The sequence below is a fragment of the Novosphingobium sp. KCTC 2891 genome, from assembly GCF_025938155.1.
GTDB lineage: Bacteria > Pseudomonadota > Alphaproteobacteria > Sphingomonadales > Sphingomonadaceae > Novosphingobium.
Map to the genome: position 1 here is coordinate 1 of NZ_JAPCZG010000016.1, position 23,113 is coordinate 23,113.

Genomic DNA, 23,113 nt, shown 5'->3' on the forward strand with positions numbered 1-23,113 from the left:
CCCGGTAGCTCGTCAGGCTCATAACCTGAAGGTCGCAGGTTCAAATCCTGCCCCCGCAACCATTCCAGTCAAACGACTTCGCTACACAAGAGCACAGCTCCACGCTCCAGCGTGTCCACAGCAGGTCCACAACCCGGCCAACGCACCACATGCACGCCGCGTAAACCCCTCCCCAAATCCAACACCCCACCTGCACCACGCGAACTGATCGGATCGGGTTTCCGCCGCCTCGGTGCGAATACGCTGATGATTGCGCGTGACGTCGATCGAAGGGCCGTTCCACACCGGAGCGTCCGAAGGACTAAAGCGGTCGAAGCCGGTCGAAGTCTTGCCCATGAGCTTGGGTGCGTCGACCAGATAGGTTCGCCACTTCTGAGCGCCGGTCTGCGCGTCAAGCGTGAGGATCGAACCAGCCGCGATTGTTCAAATTCCGATGGTTTTGTTCGTGCCTTAGCCGCGAGGCTGGCGTGCATTGCCCATTCTGACAGTTGGGGTCAGACCGTCCGTCCTAGTTCGGCCCCGCCGTGGATGGCGGAGAGAAGGTCGCTGCGTCCCAGCATGTCGCCGGCCGTGCTGTATGCGATGCCCATCGCGTCAAGTTCGTCGGCCAGATCGCGCATGGGGCGGTTCACGCCGGCAAGTATCACCAGCCGCGCGGGCAGGGAGTCCACCCGGCTGGTGTGCGGCACGCCGATCTCTACGCTGTCCTTGCCGATCGTCACAAGGTGGCGACCACCGACGAACGTCATTCCTGCCTGCATCAGCCGTTCGCGCGCCGCGCCAGTGGTCACGGGCGGAAAGGGCAGCGTTTCGCCTGGCTTGTCGAAGCGAGAGACGAGCGTCACGTCCAGACCTGTGGCCAGCAACGCATCGGCCGCTGAAATCGCCTCGAACGTGCCCGCATCGTCGAACACCACCGCCGGTCCCTTCAGTTCCGGCGGTCGGCCCACGCCGAACAGCGCCCAGGCATCGTGGACATGCGAAGCGTCGTGCCCGGGGACCGAGTCTGCGGGCGCGTAGACCTGGCAACCATCATCACGCGGCACCGAGCCGGTACAGAGAACGACGCGATCGGCACCTATCGCGGCGACAGCGGCCCCGTCGAGCGGGCTTTCGAGGTGGACGGTAACGCCCAGCCTCTCCAGCTCGGCTTCCTGCCAGCGCACGAGCTGCCCGATGTCGGCGCGGTGCGGTGCGCTTGCGGCCAAACGGGCTTGTCCGCCCAGCTTCCGGCCCGCCTCATGCAGTTCCACGCGGTGCCCGCGCAGCCCCGCGTTGCGCGCCGCCTCCATCCCGGCAGGGCCGCCCCCGACGACGAGGACATGCAAGGGCGAGGTGGCTGAGGTTTCGGGTTCGAACGGCATATGGTCTTCGCGCGCGGCGGCGGGGTTGACCACACAGGAGAGAACCCCGCGCGTCATCAACTGGCCCACGCACCCCAGATTGGTGCCGATGCACGGGCGGATCAGGTGCTCCTCGGCACGGCGGCCCTTGGCGACAAGCTGCGGATCGGCGATCAGCGCACGCACCATCGAGACCATGTCGGCCTCTCCATTGGCGACTAGCGCGCTGGCATGGTCGAGCGTCATGATCCGGCCGACGACGATCGTGGGCATGGTACAGGCGGGCGTGATGACCGCGTTGGCAGGCATCTCCACGCCCAGCGGATCGTCGGCCAGCGCGATCAGTTTGTGAAAGCGCCAGTAGCTGCCCATGTGCAGCGAAACGTAGTCGACCAGCGGATCGATCGCCGCGGCGATACGCGCGGCGAGAGCGGGCTCGATCCCGCCGGGCACGTGATCATGGTTGGGCAGGCGCACGCCTACGGCGATGTCGTGGCCGACTTCGGCGCGGATCGCTGCGATCACCTCCCGCAGGAAGCGCAGGCGGTTGTCGAAGCTGCCGCCATATCCATCCTCGCGCCGGTTGAGCGCGGGCGAGAGGAATTCATGGATCAGGTAGCCGGAGGAGGCGTGGATATCGATGCCATCAAGCCCGCCGTCGCGCACGCGGCGCGCGGCCTTGGCAAAGCCTTCGACCACTTCGTCGATCATTGCCTGATTCATCACGCGCGGCACCGCGCCGCCCATGGGGTTGAGCAGGGCGCTGGCCGACCAGATTTCGTCACGCGCACCGAACGTGGGTGTGCCCGCGCCTGAGTGGTAGAGCTGCTGGAACAGCTTCATCCCGTGGGGACGCATCCGGCCCGCAATCTCGCGGTAGAAGGGCAGGATGTCGTCCGACCACAGCGGCAGTGCCGAGGGCGAGGTCGGGTGGACGCCGCTCGCCTCCAGCGTGGACATGCCGACCCCGCCGGCCGCGCGCGCCTCGTGGTAGGCGATGAGCCTTTCGCCCGTCAGCAGCGTACCGTGCGCGCTGCGCACCACGCGGTTTGGAATGGTGACGGGGCCGACCGCGATCGGCTGGAACAGATTGTCGTAAAGCGCCATCGGCAGGCGACCTTTCAGAATGTCAGCATCAGCTTGCAGGCGGTCTTGTTCGCGCGCAGATCCTCGAAGGCTTGCGGCAGCGCGTCGAGCGAGACGGTGCCGTCGAACATCGGCATCGGGTTGACTTCGCCCGTGGCGATCAGCCGCTGCGCATGGGCAAATTCGGCGATCGTGTAGCACGCTGCATAGCGGTAGGTCAGTTCCTTGAGCGTGGGGGTGATGCCGAACAGGGTTTCGTGCCCGTTGCAGGCCCCGGCCATGATGATTTCGCCCTTCACTGGGGCAAGGTCGCTGGCGCACTGCATCATGCCGGGGGTGCCGACGCATTCGTAGATCACGTCGGGCGCGGCCCCTGCGGCATCGGCAAAGGCTTCGCCCAGGCGATCATCGCTGACGAGGAAACTGTCGGCCCCCATCGCGCGGCCAAGCTCGGCGCGCCGGTCCGAACGCGCGGCCACCGCCACGTGGCCTGCACCAAGCCTGCGCGCCATCGCCGCGCAGGCGAGCCCAACGGGCCCCGCGCCCAGCACCAGTACCGGCGCGCCGGGCCTGATCCGGCTCATGGCCACGGCGTGCAGGCCGACCGCGAGCGGCTCGGTGAAGGCGCCTTCCTCCCAGCTGACGTGATCGGCCAGTCGTACCGCCTCGCGCGCACCGATCACCATGTATTCGCCATAGCCGCCGACCAGATCCCCGGTCGGCAGGCGCAGCGTGTGCGGGCAGTGGAAGGATTCGCCCCTCATGCAGAACGCGCATTGGCCACAGCCGATATAGGGCAGGGCGGTTACCCGGTCGCCCGGCTGCCACTGGTCGCGCACTGCCGCTCCGGCTTCGACCACCTCGCCCGAAAATTCATGTCCCAGCACGCAGCCCGATGGCACGTTCCAGCTGCTGTGCACGTCGGTGAGGTGAAGGTCCGAGCCGCAGATCCCGCAGCGTTTCACCCGGATCAGCAGGTGGTGCAGTCCGGGCGCGGGAACGTCGATTTCCCGCACCACCAGCGGCTGGCCCGGCTTGTCGAAAACGGCGGCTCGCATCTTCATCGTCGGTGTCCGTCCGATCTCACGCCTTGTCGAAGGCGATGTGCAGTTCCTTCAGCGCGCGCAGCCAGAAGCCGGGCACGTGGGTGAAGTCATTACGGCGTTCGACCGGGCGCAGGTTGCGCGTGCGATCGAGCAGGATGTCCCAGCAGACCGTCTGTTCGAGCCGCGAGAGCGCGCCGCCCGGGCACACATGGTCGCCGCCGCCGAAGGCGAAGTGCCCTGCCGCTGTCCGGCGCGAAAGGTCGGGCTTTTCCGGACAGGCGAATCGGCGCGCATCGCGATTGCCCGCGCCGAAGCGGATGTGGATGGCCGAACCCTTGGGGATATTCACGCCGTCGAATTCGACATCGCAGGTTGCCACGCGGTGCATGCCCTGCGTGGGCGATTCCACGCGTAGCACTTCTTCGACCCAGACGCGCAGCTTGCTGCGATCCCCCTGCAACTGCGCATAGACTTCGGGATAGCGGAACAGCAGCCACATTCCGTTCGACAGCGCGAACGTGGTGGTTTCATTGCCGCCGGTCAGCAGGTGGTCGGCAATACCGATGATTTCGGCATCATGGAGCTTGCGCGTCTCGCTGGTGACCGGATCCTCGAAGTCGCCGTGTACCAGCGCGGAGATCACGTCCTCGGTGGGCGCGGTTCGTTTGCGCTGGATGGTTTCGTGGATGTAGTGCTGGAACTCGATGTGCGTGCGTACGGCCTCGACTTCCTGCTCCTCCGTCAGGCCCTTGAAGAAGGGCGTGGCCCAGGCGGTCGACCACCGCTTGAGCCGGGGCATGTCCACGCGCGGAAAGCCCAGCGCCTCGGCGATGATCGCCATCGGCAGCGGCTCTGCGAAGTTGTGGATGAACTCCACTTCGCCCTGATCGATCCAGCTGTCGATCAGCTCGTTCGCAACTTCTCGGATCAGCGGTTCGCGGCTCTTGACTGCGGTCGCGGTCAGGAACGGATCGACCATCCGGCGATAGGCCTTCTGCACCGGTCGGTTGAGTGCGAGCGGCATCATCCGCTCCCAGCCTTCCCTGGCGTAGAGTTCGCGTGCCGCCGGAAAGTTGAGCAGCGGCTGTTCGGCGTCGTCCGAATACTCGTTGATGAACGTGTAAGGATCCTTGAGGACGCGGTCGATGTCCTCATAGCGGGTCAGAATCCACTGGTTGACTTCGGGCATGAAGTAGACCGGCGCCTGTTCGTGCAGCACGGCATAGGCCCCGTACCAGTCTTCCTGCACCGCAGGGTCCAAGAAGTTGATATCCTGCGCCTTGTGGTAGGGGCATGCGGGATTGGAGAGGGTCATGCCAGCGCCTCCTTGTGCGCGAGGATCGGGCCCCACCACTGCGGGCGCTCTGACGGCAGCATGTCGGCATAGACCTTGCGCTTTTCGTCGATATCGGCGGGCAGCGGCGGGATCTCCGACTGCGCCAGCGTGTGCGCGCCCGGGATCGGATCGATCCATTGCAGCTCGTGCTCGATGAACAGCCCATCCCAGGCCACGTCGTCGTGGTAGTCGGCGATCTGGTGTTCGAGGAACGCGGCCAGATCCTTGAACGTCAGGATCGAAACGAACTGGCCCGGCTTGGTCGCGCGGTAGTGTTCGTAGCGCACGGTTTCGGGTTCCAGTTCCCACGTCTTGGCCCAGAGCATGCGCTGGATCGCCACGTATTCCTCTTCCCGCCCTGGCGCGACGGTGTGGACCGACATCAGGCTGATCATGGCTCTCTCCTAGGTCTGGCTTTTGGCGCCGTTTGATTTGCAGTGTGCGGCCAGCCGGGCACCGTCCCAAGCTGGCCAGTGTGATAGGTCGCATCCACTGTTGTTCCAGCGGCGCGGCAATGTCCTGCCCGGCGCGGGAGGTTGTTGCGCCGGGCAGAACTCCTCAGGACAGCGAAGCGGTCACCACTTCACCCCGACTTGCGCGCCGAACCAGCGCGGGCGGCCCAGAAGGCCGAACACCCACAGCGGATCGACGCTCTGCACGCCTTGCAGATAAGTCTTGTTGGTGAGGTTCTGGCCGATCACCCGCACGAAGTAGCGATCGTCCTTTTCCGCCAGCGTGATCGATGCGTTGAACAACGTGCGCGCGGGCAGGTAAGTGTTGTTGGCAAGGCTGGAGATCGACTGGGTGTAGAGATTGCGGCCAACGTAGTTGACATCGCCATCCAGCACGACCTTGTGCTCGCCCAGCGGGATCACGTAGTTCGCGCCCAGTGTCCACTGCCATTCGGGCGTGCGGTCGAGCGGAGAGAGCGAAAGGTCGTAACCTGCGGGATAAGGCGGCGTATAGTTCTGGTAGCGTCCGTTCTGGTAGCCGAGCACCGCATTCAGCGTCAGGTTGTCGATCGGCCGTGCCTGGATTTCGCCTTCAATGCCGTACACGCGCGAGGAGGCGGCGTTAAAGAAGGCGGTAATCTGCGCAGGCACGCCATTGGCCACGACCGGCACCTGCACCTGGCGCTGAAGATCGCGGTACTTGACGTAGAAGCCGGTGAGGTTGAAGCGCAGCCGGCGGCCGAAGGCCTCGGTCTTGATGCCCGCCTCGAAGCTGTCGGCGTATTCGGGCCGGGTGGCGGCGGCAGCGGCGGCATAGGCGTCCAGATCGTCGCCGAACTGGTTGTTGGAGCCGATGTTGTCGTTGAACCCGCCCGACTTGAAGCCGCGCGAATAGGTGAAGTAGGCAAAGACATCGGGCGTGGCCTGATAGGACAGGCTCAGGCGCCAGGTCGGTTCGTGGACCTTGGTCTTCAGGCTGATCACACCTTGCGGATACTTGCTGAAATCGGATAGCGACATGATCGAGATCGTCTCGGGATCGATGCCGATCTGCTGTGCGGCCACCTGTTGGCGGCCCTGCCAGGCCTTGTCTTCCCAGGTGTAGCGGAAGCCGCCGACCAGCGTCAGTTCGGGCGTGATCTTGTAGGTCGCCTCGGTGAACAGCGCCTCGGAATTCTGGCGCTGGCGGCTGCACTGGAACAGCGGTACGTCGTTGTAGCTGCCCCACGGCGTTGTCGCGCCGAACAGCTCGTTCACGCCGACGTAGGCCGCCGAGCAGAAATCGACGCTGTCATGCTGGTAAAACCCGCCCGCGACGAAATTGAACGGACCGTCGAAGGCCGAGGCGAAGCGCAGTTCTTCCTGGAAGGTCTTGCGGTTCGTGGCGCGCTGCGCGTCGAACAGCGAGAGCACGTCGCCATCGGGCGCGACCGGGGCGATCCCAGTGTAGGAGTTGGACAGGCGGTCGCGTTCGGACTGGAAGCCGATCACGTTGGTGATGGTGCCCACATCCAGCTTGATGTCGGTGTTCGAATAGACCCCGTCGAGCGAGACCTTGCTGCCGTGTTTTTGATCGATGAAGCGATCAATGCGGTTGGTGATGCCCCCAAGCTTGTAGAGATCATTGCCAGTGGATGCGCCAACGCCCAGCAGGTTGAACAGGTAGCTGGCGTTGCCCTTGGGCGTCAGGTTGACCGAGGCCGGGACCGGCGAGTTGTCGCGCAGCAGCTGATACTGCAATTCGGTCGAGAAGGTCTCGCTCGGCTTCCACAGCAGCTTGGCCCGGCCGCTGGCGATCCTTTCGCCGCCAATGGCGCGGCCGTCGCCGCTACCCGTGGCGCCCGCCCACTTGGTCGGAGCGAAGGCCACCACCGGCCCATAGTTGAACCCGTTGCGCATGTAGCCCTGCGACGAACGGTAGCCGCCCACGACGCGCAGCGCGAGCTGGTCGGAAATGATGGGCAGGTTGATCGCGGCCTTGGCGTCGAACGTCTCGAACTTGCCGTAGCTGGCCTCCGCCTTGCCCGACACCTTGGTTAGGTCAGGCTTGATCGTGCGAACCGAAACCGCGCCGCCGGTGGTGTTCTTGCCGAACAGCGTGCCCTGCGGACCGCGCAGCACTTCGACTTGCGCGATGTCGAAGGTGTCGAGCAACTGCGATTGGATCGTGGGCATCACGAAGTCGTCGACCAGCACCGCGACAGGCGCTTCATAATATACGATGATGTTATTCGCGCCGGTGCCGCGCATGGCATAGCTAGCGGCATGGAAGCCGGGCAGTTCGGCGGCCGAAAAGTTGGGGACAAACTTGGCGATATCGGCGATGTTGCGCGGCGCGGCCTGCGCGATGCGGCTGGAATCGACCGCCGACACCGCGATCGGGGTCTTTTGCAGGTTGGATTCGCGCCGCGTCGCGGTCACCACGATTTCGGCAAGGCCGCCCGTCCTGGCTCCATCGGCGCTGGTGGTTGCAGCGTCCTCTGTTGCGTGCGCTGCCTGCGCCATGGCGCCCAGCGCCAGCGCGATGGCCAGCGCGGAGCGCGAAACCGGCCCCGTCCCATTGATCCCGTGCATTGCTCTCTCCCGTCTTGCGGACGCAAGTTCTCGTCCCCGCGGAACGGTTTTCGCGCGGCTTGTCGTCCGGGTTTCTGCCAGTCCCCCCCAGGGGCAGCGGTAATTTAGTCTTGGGTTTCGCCGATCAGTTCGGCGACCTTGCGGTGGAACCGCTGCAGCGCGATCTCGTTGCTGCCATAGACGATGCGGAAGCCGTCAGGTGCGTAGGTCAGGTTCTTCTGACCGCCTTCGGAAACCGAATAGTCTTCCGTGCTTACAACCTGCTTGACCAGTTCGTGCACGTCGATCCATTGCTGCATGTCGGGATCGCCCTTGGCCTCAACCGGGCGGTAGTTCGACATCAGGGTGTAGGCCTTGTCCACGCTTTCGCCCGGGAACATCCGGTAGAAGCCATAGACGAACTCCAGTTCGGGGCTCATCTTTTCCACCTGGATGATCGTGTTGGGAAACAGCAGGTGCACCCCGCCGTGCGGGATTTCTGGCCAGGTTTCCTCAGGGTCTGCGGCGTAATCCTTCATCTCGTGGCGCGGAAAGCCGATGCGGTGATGCGGCGCATAGCCATCGTAGAACATCACGTCCGACGGCGAGAACTTGGCGATCGTATCGGGGTGCAGCGCGCCGAAATGGTAGCTCTCGCCATACGTGTCGAGCGCGTATTTCCAGTTGGCGTTCACATCCACGCGTGACGAGCGCACGTGTTCAGCGTTGGCAAAATCGAGTTGCGCCAATTCAGGCGCAAATTCCCCGAGATAGGCCGCGACATCGATCTCCTCGTCGCCCGGCGTGGCCCGCACGAAGATCATACCGTGCCATTCGGCTACCGGCACGCGGATCAGGCCGAGTTCTGCGCGGTCGATCCCGGCAAAGCCTTCGCTGCCCGGCTGGCCGATCAGCTGGCCATCGAGGTCGAAGGTCCAGCCGTGAAACTTGCAGGTCATGCGGGTGCGCGCGTCGCATTCGTGGACCAGCGTTGCTGCGCGGTGCGTGCACATGTTGAGGAAAGCGTTGAGCTTGCCCGCCTTGTTGCGCACCACGACGATGCTCGGCCCCGCAGCATCGAACAGCAGCTTGTCGCCCGGGTTCGGGATGTCCGGCGTCAGCCCCACGAACAGTGGCAGCTTGCGGAACAGCTCGCGCTTTTCCGCCTCGAAACGTTCGGGATCGGTATAGGCGCCGGGCACGTTGCGCATCGGCCCTTCGGCGCGGCTGGTGGTGCCATCGCGCAAGTGCTGCATCATGCCGCGCTGCATGCGCTTGCCCGATTCCTTGCGTGCGCCCACCATGTCGGCGGCGGCCTGCGCGATTTTCTGTTCAAGACCCATGGGTGTTCTCCCGCGAAACGGCTGGCTCAGGCCATCCGGCGATAATGAGGGTGATCGGAACTGGTCGCGCCAATCGTATTGAGGGCAGCAAGCGGCCCCGTGATCTCGATTTCCTGCCACTGCGTGCCCGCGATCAGCAGGTGACGCCGCGCGGCGATGTTCCAGACGCCATCGCGCCGCTCGAAGCGGTCGACATAGTAGCCGAAGAAGCTGCCGAGCGCGGCTGGCGGGGTCGATCCGACGGTGTCGGCGGCCATCGACAGGTTGTAGGCGCTGGCATGGGCGACATCGCCGTCAAGCTCGATCGAGACTTGCGCGGTGAAGTGCCAGCGTCGACCGGAGGTGCGCTCCACCTCCATCAGGATCGGACGGAATTCCGAAGCTTTCCCCTTGAAAAACCCATAATCGATCTGCGCATCGTCGAAGAATACATCTTCGATAAGGCGATCATCCAGCCAATCAAGCGCACGAGAATAGCGGTTCATCACCGAGATGATGCTATCCTTGTCCTCAAGATGTTTGAGGCGAGATTCGATTATTTCGGGACAAAATTCAATGGATGCATCAAGCATGCGCATCTCCCAACGATGAAATCTTATGGCGATCTCTTGAGGATGGAAGATAGTCGTGCCGCATGGCTTGTAAAGTTTAGTCAAAACGCCCTATTTTTAATATTAGGTGTGAGTGTGTAAATTCAGTGGCCAGGAAGGCTGCGGAAAGGGGATGTGCATTGGTGCGTGGACCGAGGCAAAAAGGCAGCGACAACGGCGGCACGGACGCGCGTCAGGCGATCCTCGATGCAGCCGAAAGGATCTTCGGCATGGAAGGCTATGCAGGGGCCGTGATCCGCGACATCGCCGATGCCGCCGGGGTCAACCTCGGGCTGATCCAGTATCATTGCGGAACCAAGGACCGGCTGTTTGCGGAGGCGGTCAATCGCCGGTTCGCGCAATGGGAAACCCGCGTCGTGGGCGCGGTCGAAGCCGCCGCTGCCGCGCCCGGGGCCAGCGAGCGTGACGTGATTCGCGCTTTCCTCACCCCGTTTCTCGAAGTCCTGGCGAGCGGCGACGAGGGCTGGATCAACTATCTGCGCTTGCTGGGCCGGGGGATGAGCGCCTACGCCATGGGCAAGGTCCATCCCGCGCTAGTGCAGCTCTCGGACATTCCCGACGTGCTCAAGTCCAATCTGCGCGCGATCGGAGGGTTGAACGATGATGTCGCGCTCGACACGGCGAGCTACGTGCTCGAAGTGACGCTGACCTATCTGGTACAGGATCGCGGCCTGCTGACCGCACGAACGCACGGCAAGGTCACGCCTGCGGGCATGGCGGCCGAACTCAATTTCCTGACCGACCTGTTCGCCGCCACGTTCGAGGTGCGCCGCCGCGCCTGATTTTTGCTTGCGCTCTCCTGGTCGGATGACCAATGCAGAATGCGCGATGATCGACCGGCGCAGCGACCTTTCCAGCCCGAACGGCGCCCGCCGCCCGCGCGGGGCCGAATCGAAGGCCGCGATCCTGGCTGCGGCCGAGTGCTTGTTCGCGCGCGAAGGCTTCGATGGGGCTTCCACGCGCGACATCGCCGCGCAAGCCGGCGTCACGCTCAACCTCATCGCCCACCACTTCGGCACCAAGGAAAACCTGTTCATCGCCGCGGTCGAACGCCGCTACGATGCTTGGGAGGCGCGCGTGCTGGCCAGTCTCGCTGCGGCCGAGGCGGAACCCGACGCTGGACCCCGCGCACTGATCTGCGCGTTCATAACGCCGTTCGTCGCCTGCCTTGCCAGCGGCGATGAAGGCTGGATCGATTACCTGCGCCTGCTGGGCCGGGGGATGAGCGTCTACAGCCACGAGAGTATCCATCCCGTGCTGCACCGCCTGTCCGACATCCCCAACGCGTTCCGCGCGGCGCTGTGCCGCCATGACGCGGTGCAGGACGAGGAGGCGCTGTCGCTTGCCAGCTACCTGCTCGAAGTGGCGCTGACTTATGTGGTGCAGGACCGGGGCCTGCTGCGCGCGCGCACCGGCGGGCAAGTCGCGGTGGAGGAGCTCGATCGCAGAATCGCGTTCCTCACCGACTATTTCTACGGGGCCTTCACGCTCAGCGGCGCGATCGTCCCGCGCCTTGCCGAATGACCCTCATGCGGCGGTCATCCCGCCGTCGATCACCAGTTCAGTCCCGGTCATGAAGCTCGACGCGGGCGAGGCGAGGTAGACGATTCCGGCCGCCACTTCCTCGGCCTTTCCCAGCCGCTTGAGCAGATGCCCGCCCTCGATCGTGCGGTGGCCGTCCTCGACCGAAGTGAAAGCGCCACTCGTGACGTAGTGCTCGAGGATCTCGTCCAGCATCTCGGTCTGGATGCCGCCAGGGCAGACCGAATTGGCGCGGATCGGCAGCGACAGCGCGCCGAATTCGGCCGCGCAGCTCTTGGTGAACAACTTTACCGCGCCCTTGCTGGTGCAATAGGCCGCGAGGAACGCCGCTCCCTGCAGCCCGCCGATGGACGACAGGTTGATGATGCACGATCCCCCCGCCCGTCTCTCGCCGCTGCGCGCCAGCAGGTCGGTGGCTGCCCGTGTGCCATAGAACACGCCGTCAACATTGACCGCCATCAGCTGGCGCCAGGCCTCGTCGCTGGTATCGGCGATGCTGGTGGTCAGTTGCAGCCCGGCATTGTTGACCAGCACGTCGAGCCGCCCATACCGCACCTCGATGGCGGTGATCGTTGCGGCCCATTGCGCGGGGCTGGTCACGTCGAGCCGGTGGTATTCGGCAGCCCCCGGCACCCGGGCATCTTCATGCATGTCGGTCGCCACCACCGTCGCGCCAGCTTCCGCGAGCGCCGCGCAGGTTGCCGCGCCGATGCCGCGCGCCGCGCCCGTGACCAGCACTACCGCGCCATCGAGTCTGAAATTCGCCATTGCTTGTCTCTCCATTGCTTTATGGATGTGGATCAGCGCAGTGCGTCGCGGCTTTCGGGCCGTCCTTGCGCGAAATTGTAGGTCATGCCCTGCATCCACGCGGCATAGGCGAGGCGGAAATCGCCAGTGCCCATGGCGCCCGCCTCGGCATCGAGTTCCACCGCTTCGCCGTGGGCGAGCGGGCCTTCCCAGATCGCGGACAGGCACCGCTTGGTCTGGGCAAAGGCAGCGGGCGAACAGCGTTCGAGCTGCCCCAGCACGTCGGCCAGGTGGGCATCGAGCGCCGCGTCATCGGCAAAGGCGCGCGTGATCAGCCCTTGTTCTGCGGCCTCGCTGCCCGAAATGGCGTTGCCCAGCAGCAGCAGTTCCTGCGCGCGGCGCATCGGCATCATCCGCCCGGCCCATTGCGTGCCCCCCCACGCCGCCACGAAGCCCAGCGTTACTTCGGGAAAGCTGAAGCGCGCATCCTCGCGCGCGAACACGAAATCGCAGCGCAGCAACTGCTCCAGCCCGCCGCCCAGCGCGCCGCTGCGGGCAAGCCCGATCACCGGCTTGGGCAGGCCGGCCACTTTGCGGCCCAGCTGCTGCCCGCGATGCACCAGCTCGCGGAAATCCTCGTCGCCCAGTGCTTCCATGTCTGCCTGCAGTTCGGTCACCATCACCGCCCCGCGATGAAAGCCCCGCCCGCCCGCGTCGATCACCACCGCGCGCACTTCCGGATCGCACGCGGCGGCCTCGATCGCAGCGCCCAGTTCGCGGCACACCGCGATGGAAATGCCATAATGGGTTGCGGCGTTGATCTTGGTGATGAACCGGACGCCGTTTTCGGTCCGGATGTCGAGCGCGGCTTCATCCGCTGCTCCCTTGGCCGTCATGGCAGCCTCCCCCCTTCGCTGGTCAATTGACCAGTTCAGGAGGTGCCACCTGCGCTGCAAACTGCCTCCTGACGAAAGGGAGAGTTATGAAGGCAATCCACTACAGCGCCAACGGCGGCCCGGAGGTCATGACCTATGGCGATCTTCCCGATCCGGTGGCGGGCCCGGAGGCGATCGTCATCGCGGTCGCGTGGATATCGATTGAAGGCGGTGACCTGCTCAACCGGCGGGTGACGCCGCCCGTGCGCGTTCCGTTCGTGCCCGGCTACCAAGCCTCGGGCACCGTGGTTGCTGTGGGTGAGCGGGTCACCCGCTTCAAGGTGGGGGACCGCGTGGTCGGCTTCAACTGGAACGGCAGCCATGCCGAACTGTTCGAAGTGCCCGAACACTATGCCTATGCGGTTCCTGCCGATCTCGACCTGCGCCTGGCCGCGACGATCCCCGTGGCCTTCGGCACCGCGCACGATTCGCTGTTTGAGTATGGCGGGTTGAAGGAGGGAGAGACTGTGCTGGTTCAGGGCGCGGCGGGTGGCGTCGGCCTTGCCGCAGTGCAGTTCGCCGCCCAGGCGGGCGCCACGGTGATTGGCACGGCATCGAGCGCGGAACGGCTGGAGCGAATGCAACTCTTCGGACTGCACCACGGCATCAACTATCGCACCGACGACATTGCCGCGCGAGTGCACGAAATTACCTGCGGGCGAGGGGTCGATCTCGTCATCGATCTGGCGGGGGGCAAAGGCAAAGAGGCGCTTGTGCAGTCGCTGCGCGGGCACGGCCGCTACGCGGTCGTGGGGGCATCATCGGGCGATCTTCCCAGCTTCGGCTTCTTCGAACTGATCCGCAAGGCAATGCATGCCGTGGGTATCTCGTTTGGGCGCGATATGCACACGCCGCGTGCTCATCGGTTGCTCGCAGATATCATGCACCAAATCGGCGATGGTACGATCACAATGCCGATCGACCGGGAGTTTCACTTGTCGGAGGCCGTAGAGGCGCACCGATATGTGGCAGATGGCCATCCCTTCGGCAGAGTCGTCATGAAGGCCGCATCAGCATGAGCATGGAGGTCGCGCCTGACCAGCCGTCCGCTTCGGGGCGTTCAATCGGCAGCTTACTCACCAATGGACCGGCATCGCGGTCTCGATAGGAGTGGTGCCGACCAAGACACTGGCCAAGGCCGCCAATCCGCATGGAGAAGTCCGCTAGGGCGGGGTCCTCGATCTCGTACATCACCCGGGCTGGATTGACGCCGCTTTGCGCGGGGATTGGCAGGCGCTGGAATGCGATGTGCGGGGCATCCACACTGCCCATGATCTTGCCCATGCTCCGGATGGCAGGGGCCGCAAGCCCATGGGCGTGGTCGGCCTGCGGACAGTGCATGAACTGCATGGATTTGTCTGCCATGCGCTCGAGGACCAGGCGATGGCCATGCCGGGAGGGCGACATCTACCAATGCATCCGGTGGGCAACGCTGATTTGGGATCGATCGATTACCTCATACGACTATGATCCTCAAAGCGGGCGTCGGATAGGACACAGGTAACTCCCCAGGTGAGGCGAACTTGAAATCGCCCGTGAACGTATAACGTATTGATTATATGTAAAATATTATGGATTTAGCCAGAATTTTTGGTTGGAAGTCAGCGGTGGAGCGTTTGTCAGCGGGAATCGTGTTCTGCAAAGGACAAATCCTGCCCCCGCAACCATACCAATCCAACGATTTCGCTACACAAGAGCACAGCTCCACGCTCCAGCGTGTCCAAAGCAAGTCCACAACGCGGCCAACGCACCACATGCACGCCGCGTAAACCTCTCCGCAAATCCAATACCCCGCCTGCACCACGCGAAACGTCACCACGTGTCTATCCACGGCTGACGCTTCCCCTCCCGAACCACACGCGCAGGCAGCGCCTCCAACCCCATCTTCAACCAACCGCGCGTCCCCGCAGGATCAATCACGTCGCTCGAGGTGCGGCTTGTGCTGATCTCCGTCTTGATCGCAAGACGCACCGCTACAGGTCAGCCCGAGGCGGCCAGGCGTTAAAACAGGATCAAGGAGATCGCAGCGACCCGCATGCGTTATGACTGCACGTCGGGTGGTGCGATCGCTCGCGTCGCGGCCGAACGAAATCTGGGTCATGGATTTCGTGTCCGACGCCCTGTTCAACGGCAAACGGTTCAGCGTCTTGACCGTTGTGGATGCCTGCACCCGGGAGCGCCTGGCGATCCACGTCGATCAGGGGATCAGGGGCGAGCAGGTGGTCGAGGTGATGGACCGCCTGTGGTTCGAGCTGCGCGAACCGCCCGCGAAGATCAGGGTGGGCAATGGGCCCGAATTTATCTCCCGGTCGACCATTGGGCCTACATCAACCGCGTTGCGCTGGACTTCAGCAGGCCGGGTAAACCAACCGACAATGCATTCGTTGAGTTCTTCAACGGGCAGCTCCGCGACGAGTGTCTGAACACGCATTGGTTCTTGTCATTGGGCGGACGGACTTCAACGAGACCCGACCACACACAGCCATGGGGTTCACGACGCCTGCCGAATTTTCTTCATCGGCCGGGGTTAACCACGGCCGATGAAGCGCCGGATCTCTGGCAAAATCCAAGGACAGGGTCAGGTCAAGTTCACGCTCTGGGCTGACCGTGAGACCCAAATGGTGGGCTCGCTCAGGCCGCGTGCAATTGCTGCGGGTAATAATGCGCGGCCATTTCGTGGACGGCGGAGTTGGCTGGCGCACTGTCCGCCGTTTGCATTGCCCGAAATTCCCGCGGAGTTACGCCATAGGCAGTCTTGAACATGCGGCTGAAATGTGCGGCGCTCTTGAAGCCTGACATATAGGCGATCTCGTGGATAGGTTGGTTGCGGGTCTTAGGCGTGACAAGCCAATCGCGCGCCTTGGGCAGCCGGTTTTTCCATACGAGATCGGAGAACGAGGTGTTGTTCGCCTTTAGAAGATAGCACAAATAACGAGGGGAGATGCCGCAGTTGGCGGCGACCTTGTCGTGACAGAGATCAGGATCCGTCAGGTTCATCATGATATAGTTTTCGATGTCCGCCAGTCGGCGATCCACCAGGTTCTGTCGCTTGGGCAGAGTGGCAAAGCTGTTCCGCAGATGATCCGCGATCGCTTCCAGCAACCCGCCGACGAGGTGCCGTGAGGATTGCTCGCCGAGTGTGTCGCCATATTCAAGCAGGATGTCCAGCAGGCGAGTGCAGGCAGCGCCTTCCGACGATTGCAGATCGACCGGCGCGGACAGCTTTTCAGCTTCGATCAGGTGCGCGAAGAAAAAATCCGGCGGAAGGATGATCTGAGTGGATTCGTGCCTATCCTCACCATTGCGCTTGAGGGTGGCGTGGAATGGCACGCTCGAGTCCATGATACCGGCAAAGCCTGCGCCGATCTCGCAAGTGCCGTCGGCGCGACGGATCTTGAGCGATCCCTTGCGGACGAACCACAGGACGCGGATGCCTACGCGGTTGTTGCGGATGTGTTTCGGGCCGCGGCGGAAAGAGAGATCACATCCACTAGTGATGCGCGTGATGGCAATAGGATTGCTCATTGCCTTATCAAACGTGACATCGAACGTCCCATCGGGGCACTCCAAGTCACCTTCATAAAATTCACGCTTCATGAGGGCCGCGTAGGCACTCACTTCTTCAGAAGACTGGCTGTTAGCCGTGGAAAACAGGCGCTCCATGCTTACTCATCTCCCGATGCCCGCGTTTTTGGCTGGATGCCCAGCCGCGCTTTTATAGCTAATCGATGGCCGATTTCGCTGTTTGTGAATAATCATTCACATATGGGAATGGGTTGAGTCAAGGCGACCGAGTTTTCTCTAAGCGCAATCCCTAGCCGACCAAGGCACGGGATCTGTCACGGTGTTCGGGGGCTGCCCATTATGACATTTGCACAGGGGGCAGGTCTGCGTGCGAGCAGGACGAAAGCGTGACTTCGCCTCCGTTTAACCTGCCTGCGAACACCAAGCCTGCTTGTGATGACAACGCTCAAGCCGATCTCGGGGAGGCAAGAATATGGCCACGCAAACTGTTCGTGGCCGCAATGGAATTTTTCTCTCGTCGCAAAAGTGGAATTTGGTTTGCAACCTGCGGCCGGATGAAAGACGGATTTAGCCGCGCTCATGAAGGACTGGCCCATCGCAATTGAGGTGTCCGCCATTAGAAAGTCCGGGGGAAACGAGGCGAATCAACGCAAATGGCAGCTACTGTGCAAAAACGCCGTAATCGGCCGCAGAAAAACGACCAGGATGCTCGGTTGACCGACGAGGAAGGCGAGGCACCGACGCGTACCTCGGGCGCCGTGGCGACGACCATAGCGATCTTGCGCCATCTGGCCGTGATGGAGAGTCCCGCCGGGGTGAATGCGATCGCGCGCGATCTTGGCATCCCTCCCAGTTCGTGTTTCAAGATTCTGAAGCACTTGCAGCACAGCGATCTTGCCGATTTCGACGAGCAGACCAAGTGCTATTCGTTGGGCAGCTTTGCCGCCGTGCTGGCCAGCCGGGCCCTGGATCCGGCGAACGCCTTTTCGCTGCTGCGTCCACAATTCGAGGCCTTTGCTGCGAAATATGGCGTCGCCATCGGATTGTGGCGCCGGATTTCAAAAGACCGGATGATCTTGTCTGGCTTTGTCGAGGGCAGCAATCCGCTGCGTATCCATATGACGGTCGGTCAGCGTCTTCCCATGTTGATCGGTGCTGTCGGGCGGGCCTTTGCCGCAGCCACCGACATGCGCCGGGAGGACATGGAAAAATCCTATCTGGAATTGCGCTGGCAAAGACTGATCTCGTTCGACGAGTATTGTGCGCAGGTCGAAGAATCGTGCAAGCTTGGCTATGCGGTCGATGTCGATAATTTCGCGCTTGGGGTGACGACGGTGGCCGTTACCTTGCGCGATCCGCACGGCGAAATTCGCTATGGCGTGTCGGCGATCCGTTTTTCGAGCCAGTCTGCGGATGAGGAAGTCCGCAAGATCGGCCTGGCGCTGATGCAGATGGCCGAGGCGATCCATGCCCGCTGGAACACCAAATTGAAGTAAGGCCGGCGTTCGGGTCTGATTCAGGCCTGCCGGGCAACACTGTTTCGGGCTGACCACAGGGCAGCGCGAATTCGGCAAAGTGGAGGGGTGGGTGTTCGATTTACCCGCCCCTTCGTGTTGTTCAGCGCCAGCTTTCCAGAACCTCGGCCGTGCTGTGCAGCGCGTCGGACGGCGGCCATTGAATGGCGGCAGGCGTTGCGGAAAAGCGCGGGGCAGGGGCGGGCACCGTGGTTCCGCCGCTTTCGACGAAGGTTCCCCGTGCCACGTTGTGCGCGTGATGCGGCGCTTCGGCAAATGTCAGGACGGGGGCGAAGCAGACGTCGGTCCCTTCCATGATCGCGCACCATTCATCGCGGGTCTTGCCGCGGATCGCCTCGCGCAGGACTTCGCGCATTTCCGGCCAAGCGGCACGATCCATCTGCGGGTGGACGATCTTTTCAGCCGTGCCGGTCTTTTCCAGCAGCAATGCGTAGAACTGCGGTTCGATGGAACCGATCGAAATCCACTTGCCATCGGCGCACTCGAACACGCCATAGAAGTGTGCGCCGCCGTCCAGCAGGTTCGCTTCGCGTTCCTCCTTCCACATCCCGGTGGCGTGCATCCCGTAGAAGAGCGAGGCGAGGTAGGCCGCGCAATCGGTCATGGCCACGTCGATCACCTGCCCTTCGCCGGTGGTGCGCGCGTGCAGCACGGCCGACAGGATGCCCATGATCAGGAACATGGTGCCGCCCCCATAGTCGGCTGCCAGATTCAGCGGTGGCACGGGGCGTTCGGCAGTGCCGATGGCGTGAAGGACGCCGGTCAGCGAGAGGTAGTTGATATCGTGCCCGGCGGTGTGGGCATAAGGACCGGACTGCCCCCAGCCCGTCATGCGGCCATAGACCAGGCGCGGATTGCGGGCCAGCATCGTGGAGGGGCCAAGGCCCAGCCGTTCCATCACGCCGGGGCGGTTGCCTTCGATCACCACGTCGGCCTGGGCGGCAAGGTCGAGGCAGGTCGCCACCGCTTCAGGCGTCTTGAGGTTGAGCGCGACGCGCCGACGGCCGCGTGCATCGGGGCGGGTCGAAGGCGGCGGCGGCGTGCCTTCGCGCGCGACTTCGACGACATCGGCGCCGAGGTCCGACAGAAACATGCCCGCGAGGGGAGCCGGTCCGAGGCCCGCAAACTCCAGTACTTTTACGCCAGCCAAGGGGCCTTTTGCCATGTTTCCCAATCCTTTTTGCTTGTCGGTTCTACTGCCCTGCAGATCGCATCGGCAGCCTGGCGCTGCTTATAGCCCGTGCAGGACGTGACCCGGTTTGCGCAGGCGGAACAATGGCTATCCTCTGGACGCAATCCTCCATGCGGGAGGTTGGCAATCCATCCGGATTTCCCAATTTAGCATCACATCAATGCGATCCGGCCGGGGCGAACCCCCGGCATGCCGTGCCAGTGGGTTGGCTGGATCGCGAGGGGAAGTCGAAAAAAATGACCAAGTCTGTCACCACGCTGGACGACAAGTACACCAAGACCGAAGGGCGGGTGTTTCTATCGTCCAATCAGGCCCTTGTTCGCCTGCCCATGGACCAGGCGCGGCGCGACCGCGCGGCCGGGCTCAAGACGGCGGGCTTCATTTCCGGGTATCGCGGCTCGCCTCTGGGGGTTTACGACGCCGCGCTCTGGGGTGCCCAGAAATACCTCGACGAATTCGACATCCGTTTCAATCCGGGCCTGAACGAGGAACTGGCGGCAACGTCGATCCGCGGTACGCAAGGCCTCGCCTGGTTCGGGAAGTCGGAATACCAGGGGGTGTTCGGGCTTTGGTACGGCAAGGGGCTTGGCGTCGATCGTGCCTGTGAATCGCTCAAGCTGGGTAACCTCGAAGGCGCTTCGGCCACCGGCGGTTTCCTTGTGCTGGCGGGCGACGACCACGGCGGCAAGTCATCGGCGAGCGCCCACCAGTCGGAACATACGCTGATCGCGGGCTTCATCCCGGTGCTTTATCCGGCGAACGCGGCGGAAATGATCGAGTACGGCCTTTATGGCTGGGCCCTGTCGCGCTTCAGCGGTCTTTACGTGGGCATGAAGTGCATCACCGACACGCTGGACGTGACGGCATCGGTCGAATTGCCCGACATCTACCGCTCGTTCGTGACCCCCGATTTTCCGAGCCCTCCGGGCGGACGCAACGTCAGCGATTCCAAATTCCCGCTGGAGCTTGAGGCTCTGACCCTCAATCACCGCCACCCCGCCGCGCAGGCCTTTGTGCGCGCCAATCCGATCGACCGCGTGGTGATTTCCGGTCCCCGGCGCGAACTGGGCCTGGTGGCCGCGGGCAAGATGTACCTCGATCTGCGCCAGGCGCTCGAAGACCTCGGCCTTGACGAAGCGCGCTGCCAGGAACTGGGCATCGGCCTTTACAAGCCCGGCCTGATCTGGCCGATGGAGCCGCAGGGCGCCACCGCGTTTTCCGCCGGATACAAGGCGCTGCTGGTGATCGAGGAAAAGCGGCCGGTCATGGAAGACCAGCTGGCCCGCATCCTGTTCGACCTGCCCGCCGACCAGCGCCCCGCGCTATCGGGCAAGCTGAGCCTCAAGGGCAAGGCGCTGTTGTCCTCTGTCGGGGAATTGAGCACACCGCAGATCCGCAAGGCGGTCTATACCGTGCTGAACGAACTGGGCCTTGCCGATGCGGCGGTGACCGAGCGCTACGGCTTCTATCATGACCTGGAAGGCAAGGCGATCGTGCTGGGCAGCGGCAAGGCGCGTCCGGCCTTCTTCTGCTCTGGCTGTCCCCACAACACCAGCACCCGCGTGCCCGATGGCAGCTATGCCATGAGCGCGGTCGGCTGTCAGGGCCTTTCGGCCTATGTCATGCCCGAGCGCCGTACCATGCTGCCCATGCCGATGGGCGGCGAAGGGATGCCGTGGTTGTCGGTTGGCCCGTTGGTGGAACGCGAGCACATGTTCCAGAACATGGGCGATGGCACCTATTCGCACTCGGGCCTGCTGGCGATCCGGGCCTCTGTCGCTGCCAAGTCGCGCATCACGTACAAGCTTTTGTTCAACGATGCCGTGGCGATGACCGGCGGCCAGCCGATTGAAATGCATATCGGCCCGATGGACATGGTAAACCAGCTCATGTCGGAAGGGGTATCCCCCGTCGTTCTGATGAGCGATGACATCGAAAAGTATGCCAACGTGACCCTGCCCCAAGGGGCCTCGCTCCGCCACCGCGACGAGTTGGACAACGTCCAGCGCGAACTGCGCGAGGAGTTGGGTGTTTCGGCCATCGTCTATGAACAGACCTGCGCCACCGAAAAGCGCCGCCGGCGCAAGCGCGGGACCTATCCTGATCCCGACAAGCGCGTGTTCATCAACCAGGATGTGTGCGAAGGCTGTGGCGATTGCTCGGTGCAGTCGAACTGCATCTCGGTTGGTCCGCTGGAAACCGAGTTCGGCCGCAAGCGCCGCATCGACCAGTCCACCTGCAACAAGGACTTCAGCTGCGTGAAGGGCTTCTGCCCGTCGTTCGTGACCGTGGAAGGCGCCAAGATCGCCACCCGCGGGCTCGCGGACGCCTCGCACCTCGATGCCATGATTGCCACCTTGCCGCAGCCTGCGGTTGCGCCGTTCAATGGCGTGTACAGCATCCTTGTGGGCGGCATTGGCGGCACCGGGGTTCTGACCATCGGGGCGCTGGTGGGTATGGCCGCGCACATCGAAGGCAAGGGCTGCACGGTGCTCGACATGACCGGCATGGCCCAGAAGGGCGGCGCGGTCACCTCGCATATCCGCGTTTCCAACGACGGCGCCAACGATCACTCCACGCGCCTGAGCTTCGGTTACACCGACGTGTTGCTGGCGTGCGATGCCATCGTGGGGTCTGGCCAGGACGTGCTCAAGACGATCCGCCCCGGCCACACCACGGCGATCGTCAACGAGGATGTCTCGCCCACCGGCGAATTCCAGACCAACCGCAACGCCGATTATGGCGAGGACACGCTGGTCGGCGCGGTCCAGGCGGCGCTGCGCGGCGGGGCGCTGTTCCCGGTCCATGCCAGCGCGCTGGCGACGGCTCTGATCGGCGACAGCATTGGCACCAACGTCCTGATGCTCGGCTATGCCGCGCAGAAGGGGCTTCTGCCGGTGTCGGTGGAATCGCTGGAAGAGGCGATCCGCCTGAACGGCACGTTCGTGAAGGGCAACCTGCGGGTCTTCGCCTTCGGTCGCCTTGCCGCCCATGCACCTGAAGAACTCACCAAGCTGCTGACGCCGCCGTCAACCAAGCTGGAGGACATGTCGCTTGGCGAAATCCTCGAAAGCCGCACGCGTCTGCTCACCGCGTATCAGAACGAAGCCTATGCCGCTTCGTATCGCGATTTCGTGCAGGAAGTTGAAAACACGCTGAAGACCAAGGGCCTGACCGGGGCCGAAGTGCTGGTGCGCGACGTGGCGCTGACGTTGGCCAAGCTGATGGCCTACAAGGACGAGTACGAAGTCGCCCGCCTGCATTCCGATCCGGTGTTCTGGGAGCGGCTGCGCAACCAGTTCGATGGCGATTTCAAGGTGAAGTTCCACCTTGCCCCGCCGATCCTGCCGGGTCGCGATGCCTCGGGCCGTCCGAAGAAGCGGACGTTCGGTGCGTGGATGCTGCCGGTCTTCCGCGTCCTGGCCGGCATGAAGGGGCTGCGCGGTACTGCGCTCGACGTGTTCGGCTACACCGCCGAACGGCGGATGGAGCGCCAGTTGATCGACGACTACAAGGCCATGATCCGCGACATCGTGGCCCGCGTGGACCAGCAACATCTGCACACGGCGATCGAACTGGCCGAAGCCGCTGCCGATGTGCGCGGTTATGGCCCCGTCAAGGAAGCCGCGTTCGCGGAATACGAAGCGCGCAAGGCATCGCTGCTGCAGGACTTCGCCAGCCCGGTCACCGCGGCCGCGACCGACACCAAGGAAAAAATGCGGGTCTGAATCTCCTCTCCCCCCCGTCCGGGAGACCGGGCGGGGTCAGACCTTGCATAACTAAGCCCTTCCACCGGTTATGGTGGAAGGGCATTTTTCTGCCTGGTTGCCGGCGCCAAACGAAAACCCCGCAGGAAACAAATCCTGC

Annotated in this window: 18 protein-coding genes and 1 pseudogene; 7 read left to right on the forward strand and 12 right to left on the reverse strand. The window is 63.4% G+C overall.

Annotated elements, in window-relative coordinates:
- Positions 1-494: 494 nt before the first annotated feature.
- The 7 genes from OLX02_RS18710 to OLX02_RS18740 all read right to left on the reverse strand — a co-directional run bounded on the left by OLX02_RS18710 (position 495) and on the right by OLX02_RS18740 (position 9,815).
- Positions 495-2,450: an FAD-dependent oxidoreductase gene (locus tag OLX02_RS18710; protein ID WP_264425304.1), complete on the reverse strand. Its 1,956-nt coding sequence runs from the start codon at positions 2,448-2,450 to the stop codon at positions 495-497.
- Positions 2,451-2,464: 14 nt separating this feature from the next.
- On the reverse strand, positions 2,465-3,493 hold the full coding sequence (locus tag OLX02_RS18715) for an alcohol dehydrogenase catalytic domain-containing protein (RefSeq protein WP_264425306.1): 1,029 nt from the start codon (positions 3,491-3,493) through the stop codon (positions 2,465-2,467).
- 19 nt (positions 3,494-3,512) lie between these two features.
- Positions 3,513-4,790 (reverse strand): cytochrome P450, encoded by a 1,278-nt coding sequence (locus tag OLX02_RS18720; protein WP_264425308.1) that lies wholly within the window; start codon positions 4,788-4,790, stop codon positions 3,513-3,515.
- Positions 4,787-5,206 carry an antibiotic biosynthesis monooxygenase gene (locus OLX02_RS18725; protein WP_264425310.1) on the reverse strand — a complete coding sequence of 140 codons (420 nt, stop codon included), beginning with the start codon at positions 5,204-5,206 and terminating at the stop codon, positions 4,787-4,789. The genes OLX02_RS18720 and OLX02_RS18725 overlap by 4 nt, the downstream gene beginning before the upstream one ends.
- 180 nt (positions 5,207-5,386) lie before the next feature.
- On the reverse strand, positions 5,387-7,837 hold the full coding sequence (locus tag OLX02_RS18730) for a TonB-dependent receptor (protein ID WP_264425312.1): 2,451 nt from the start codon (positions 7,835-7,837) through the stop codon (positions 5,387-5,389).
- 104 nt (positions 7,838-7,941) lie between these two features.
- A complete protein-coding gene (locus OLX02_RS18735; RefSeq protein ID WP_264425314.1) occupies positions 7,942-9,159 on the reverse strand; it encodes an aromatic ring-hydroxylating oxygenase subunit alpha in 1,218 nt (405 codons plus the stop codon).
- A gap of 26 nt (positions 9,160-9,185) precedes the next feature.
- Entirely contained in the window at positions 9,186-9,815 is a 630-nt protein-coding gene (locus tag OLX02_RS18740) for a nuclear transport factor 2 family protein (RefSeq protein WP_264425316.1), read from the reverse strand.
- 77 nt (positions 9,816-9,892) lie between these two features.
- Between OLX02_RS18740 and OLX02_RS18745 the strand changes: the two genes are divergently transcribed.
- Positions 9,893-10,552, forward strand: a complete 660-nt coding sequence (locus OLX02_RS18745) for a TetR/AcrR family transcriptional regulator (protein ID WP_264425318.1) — start codon at positions 9,893-9,895, stop codon at positions 10,550-10,552.
- Between the two features lie 46 nt (positions 10,553-10,598).
- A complete protein-coding gene (locus OLX02_RS18750) occupies positions 10,599-11,294 on the forward strand; it encodes a TetR/AcrR family transcriptional regulator (RefSeq protein WP_264425320.1) in 696 nt (231 codons plus the stop codon).
- Positions 11,295-11,297: 3 nt separating this feature from the next.
- Here the strand turns inward: OLX02_RS18750 and OLX02_RS18755 are convergent, their stop codons facing one another.
- Together OLX02_RS18755 and OLX02_RS18760 are read right to left on the reverse strand one after the other, a co-directional pair.
- Positions 11,298-12,080: an SDR family oxidoreductase gene (locus OLX02_RS18755; protein ID WP_264425322.1), complete on the reverse strand. Its 783-nt coding sequence runs from the start codon at positions 12,078-12,080 to the stop codon at positions 11,298-11,300.
- A 32-nt stretch (positions 12,081-12,112) separates the two neighbouring features.
- Positions 12,113-12,955 carry an enoyl-CoA hydratase/isomerase family protein gene (locus OLX02_RS18760; protein ID WP_264425325.1) on the reverse strand — a complete coding sequence of 281 codons (843 nt, stop codon included), beginning with the start codon at positions 12,953-12,955 and terminating at the stop codon, positions 12,113-12,115.
- A gap of 128 nt (positions 12,956-13,083) precedes the next feature.
- Here OLX02_RS18760 and OLX02_RS18765 point away from each other — a divergent pair, with 128 nt between their 5' ends.
- Positions 13,084-14,013 (forward strand): quinone oxidoreductase family protein, encoded by a 930-nt coding sequence (locus tag OLX02_RS18765; RefSeq protein ID WP_264425327.1) that lies wholly within the window; start codon positions 13,084-13,086, stop codon positions 14,011-14,013.
- Here OLX02_RS18765 and OLX02_RS18770 read toward each other — a convergent pair.
- Positions 13,991-14,359, reverse strand: a complete 369-nt coding sequence (locus tag OLX02_RS18770) for a hypothetical protein (RefSeq protein ID WP_264425328.1) — start codon at positions 14,357-14,359, stop codon at positions 13,991-13,993. The two genes, OLX02_RS18765 and OLX02_RS18770, sit on opposite strands and share 23 nt — an antisense overlap.
- Before the next feature lie 647 nt (positions 14,360-15,006).
- Between OLX02_RS18770 and OLX02_RS18775 the strand changes: the two are divergent.
- Positions 15,007-15,538 (forward strand): annotated as a pseudogene (locus OLX02_RS18775) (DDE-type integrase/transposase/recombinase); the annotation flags it as partial.
- Positions 15,539-15,625: 87 nt separating this feature from the next.
- Here OLX02_RS18775 and OLX02_RS18780 read toward each other — a convergent pair.
- Complete coding sequence (locus OLX02_RS18780; protein ID WP_264425330.1) at positions 15,626-16,657, reverse strand: AraC family transcriptional regulator; 1,032 nt, start codon at positions 16,655-16,657, stop codon at positions 15,626-15,628.
- A 248-nt stretch (positions 16,658-16,905) separates the two neighbouring features.
- On the opposite strand from OLX02_RS18780, the gene OLX02_RS18785 reads away from it, so the two are divergent.
- Together OLX02_RS18785 and OLX02_RS18790 are read left to right on the forward strand one after the other, a co-directional pair.
- Positions 16,906-17,124 carry a hypothetical protein gene (locus OLX02_RS18785; RefSeq protein ID WP_264425332.1) on the forward strand — a complete coding sequence of 73 codons (219 nt, stop codon included), beginning with the start codon at positions 16,906-16,908 and terminating at the stop codon, positions 17,122-17,124.
- Positions 17,125-17,172: 48 nt separating this feature from the next.
- Entirely contained in the window at positions 17,173-18,015 is an 843-nt protein-coding gene (locus OLX02_RS18790; RefSeq protein WP_264425334.1) for an IclR family transcriptional regulator, read from the forward strand.
- Between the two features lie 121 nt (positions 18,016-18,136).
- On the opposite strand, the gene OLX02_RS18795 is transcribed toward OLX02_RS18790, so the two are convergent.
- A complete protein-coding gene (locus OLX02_RS18795; protein ID WP_264425336.1) occupies positions 18,137-19,219 on the reverse strand; it encodes a CaiB/BaiF CoA transferase family protein in 1,083 nt (360 codons plus the stop codon).
- A 263-nt stretch (positions 19,220-19,482) separates the two neighbouring features.
- Here OLX02_RS18795 and OLX02_RS18800 point away from each other — a divergent pair, with 263 nt between their 5' ends.
- Positions 19,483-22,974 carry an indolepyruvate ferredoxin oxidoreductase family protein gene (locus tag OLX02_RS18800; protein WP_264425337.1) on the forward strand — a complete coding sequence of 1,164 codons (3,492 nt, stop codon included), beginning with the start codon at positions 19,483-19,485 and terminating at the stop codon, positions 22,972-22,974.
- Positions 22,975-23,113: the final 139 nt, after the last annotated feature.

Bases quoted from the DNA above. Each gene is read 5' to 3' on its own strand.
- OLX02_RS18710 (WP_264425304.1), bottom strand. From the start codon at position 2,450: ATGGCGCTTTACGACAATCTGTTCCAGCCGATCGCGGTCGGCCCCGTC.
- OLX02_RS18715 (WP_264425306.1), bottom strand. From the start codon at position 3,493: ATGAAGATGCGAGCCGCCGTTTTCGACAAGCCGGGCCAGCCGCTGGTG.
- OLX02_RS18720 (WP_264425308.1), bottom strand. From the start codon at position 4,790: ATGACCCTCTCCAATCCCGCATGCCCCTACCACAAGGCGCAGGATATC.
- OLX02_RS18725 (WP_264425310.1), bottom strand. From the start codon at position 5,206: ATGATCAGCCTGATGTCGGTCCACACCGTCGCGCCAGGGCGGGAAGAG.
- OLX02_RS18730 (WP_264425312.1), bottom strand. From the start codon at position 7,837: ATGCACGGGATCAATGGGACGGGGCCGGTTTCGCGCTCCGCGCTGGCC.
- OLX02_RS18735 (WP_264425314.1), bottom strand. From the start codon at position 9,159: ATGGGTCTTGAACAGAAAATCGCGCAGGCCGCCGCCGACATGGTGGGC.
- OLX02_RS18750 (WP_264425320.1), top strand. From the start codon at position 10,599: ATGATCGACCGGCGCAGCGACCTTTCCAGCCCGAACGGCGCCCGCCGC.
- OLX02_RS18755 (WP_264425322.1), bottom strand. From the start codon at position 12,080: ATGGCGAATTTCAGACTCGATGGCGCGGTAGTGCTGGTCACGGGCGCG.
- OLX02_RS18760 (WP_264425325.1), bottom strand. From the start codon at position 12,955: ATGACGGCCAAGGGAGCAGCGGATGAAGCCGCGCTCGACATCCGGACC.
- OLX02_RS18765 (WP_264425327.1), top strand. From the start codon at position 13,084: ATGACCTATGGCGATCTTCCCGATCCGGTGGCGGGCCCGGAGGCGATC.
- OLX02_RS18770 (WP_264425328.1), bottom strand. From the start codon at position 14,359: ATGGCAGACAAATCCATGCAGTTCATGCACTGTCCGCAGGCCGACCAC.
- OLX02_RS18780 (WP_264425330.1), bottom strand. From the start codon at position 16,657: ATGGAGCGCCTGTTTTCCACGGCTAACAGCCAGTCTTCTGAAGAAGTG.
- OLX02_RS18790 (WP_264425334.1), top strand. From the start codon at position 17,173: ATGGCAGCTACTGTGCAAAAACGCCGTAATCGGCCGCAGAAAAACGAC.
- OLX02_RS18795 (WP_264425336.1), bottom strand. From the start codon at position 19,219: ATGGCAAAAGGCCCCTTGGCTGGCGTAAAAGTACTGGAGTTTGCGGGC.
- OLX02_RS18800 (WP_264425337.1), top strand. From the start codon at position 19,483: ATGACCAAGTCTGTCACCACGCTGGACGACAAGTACACCAAGACCGAA.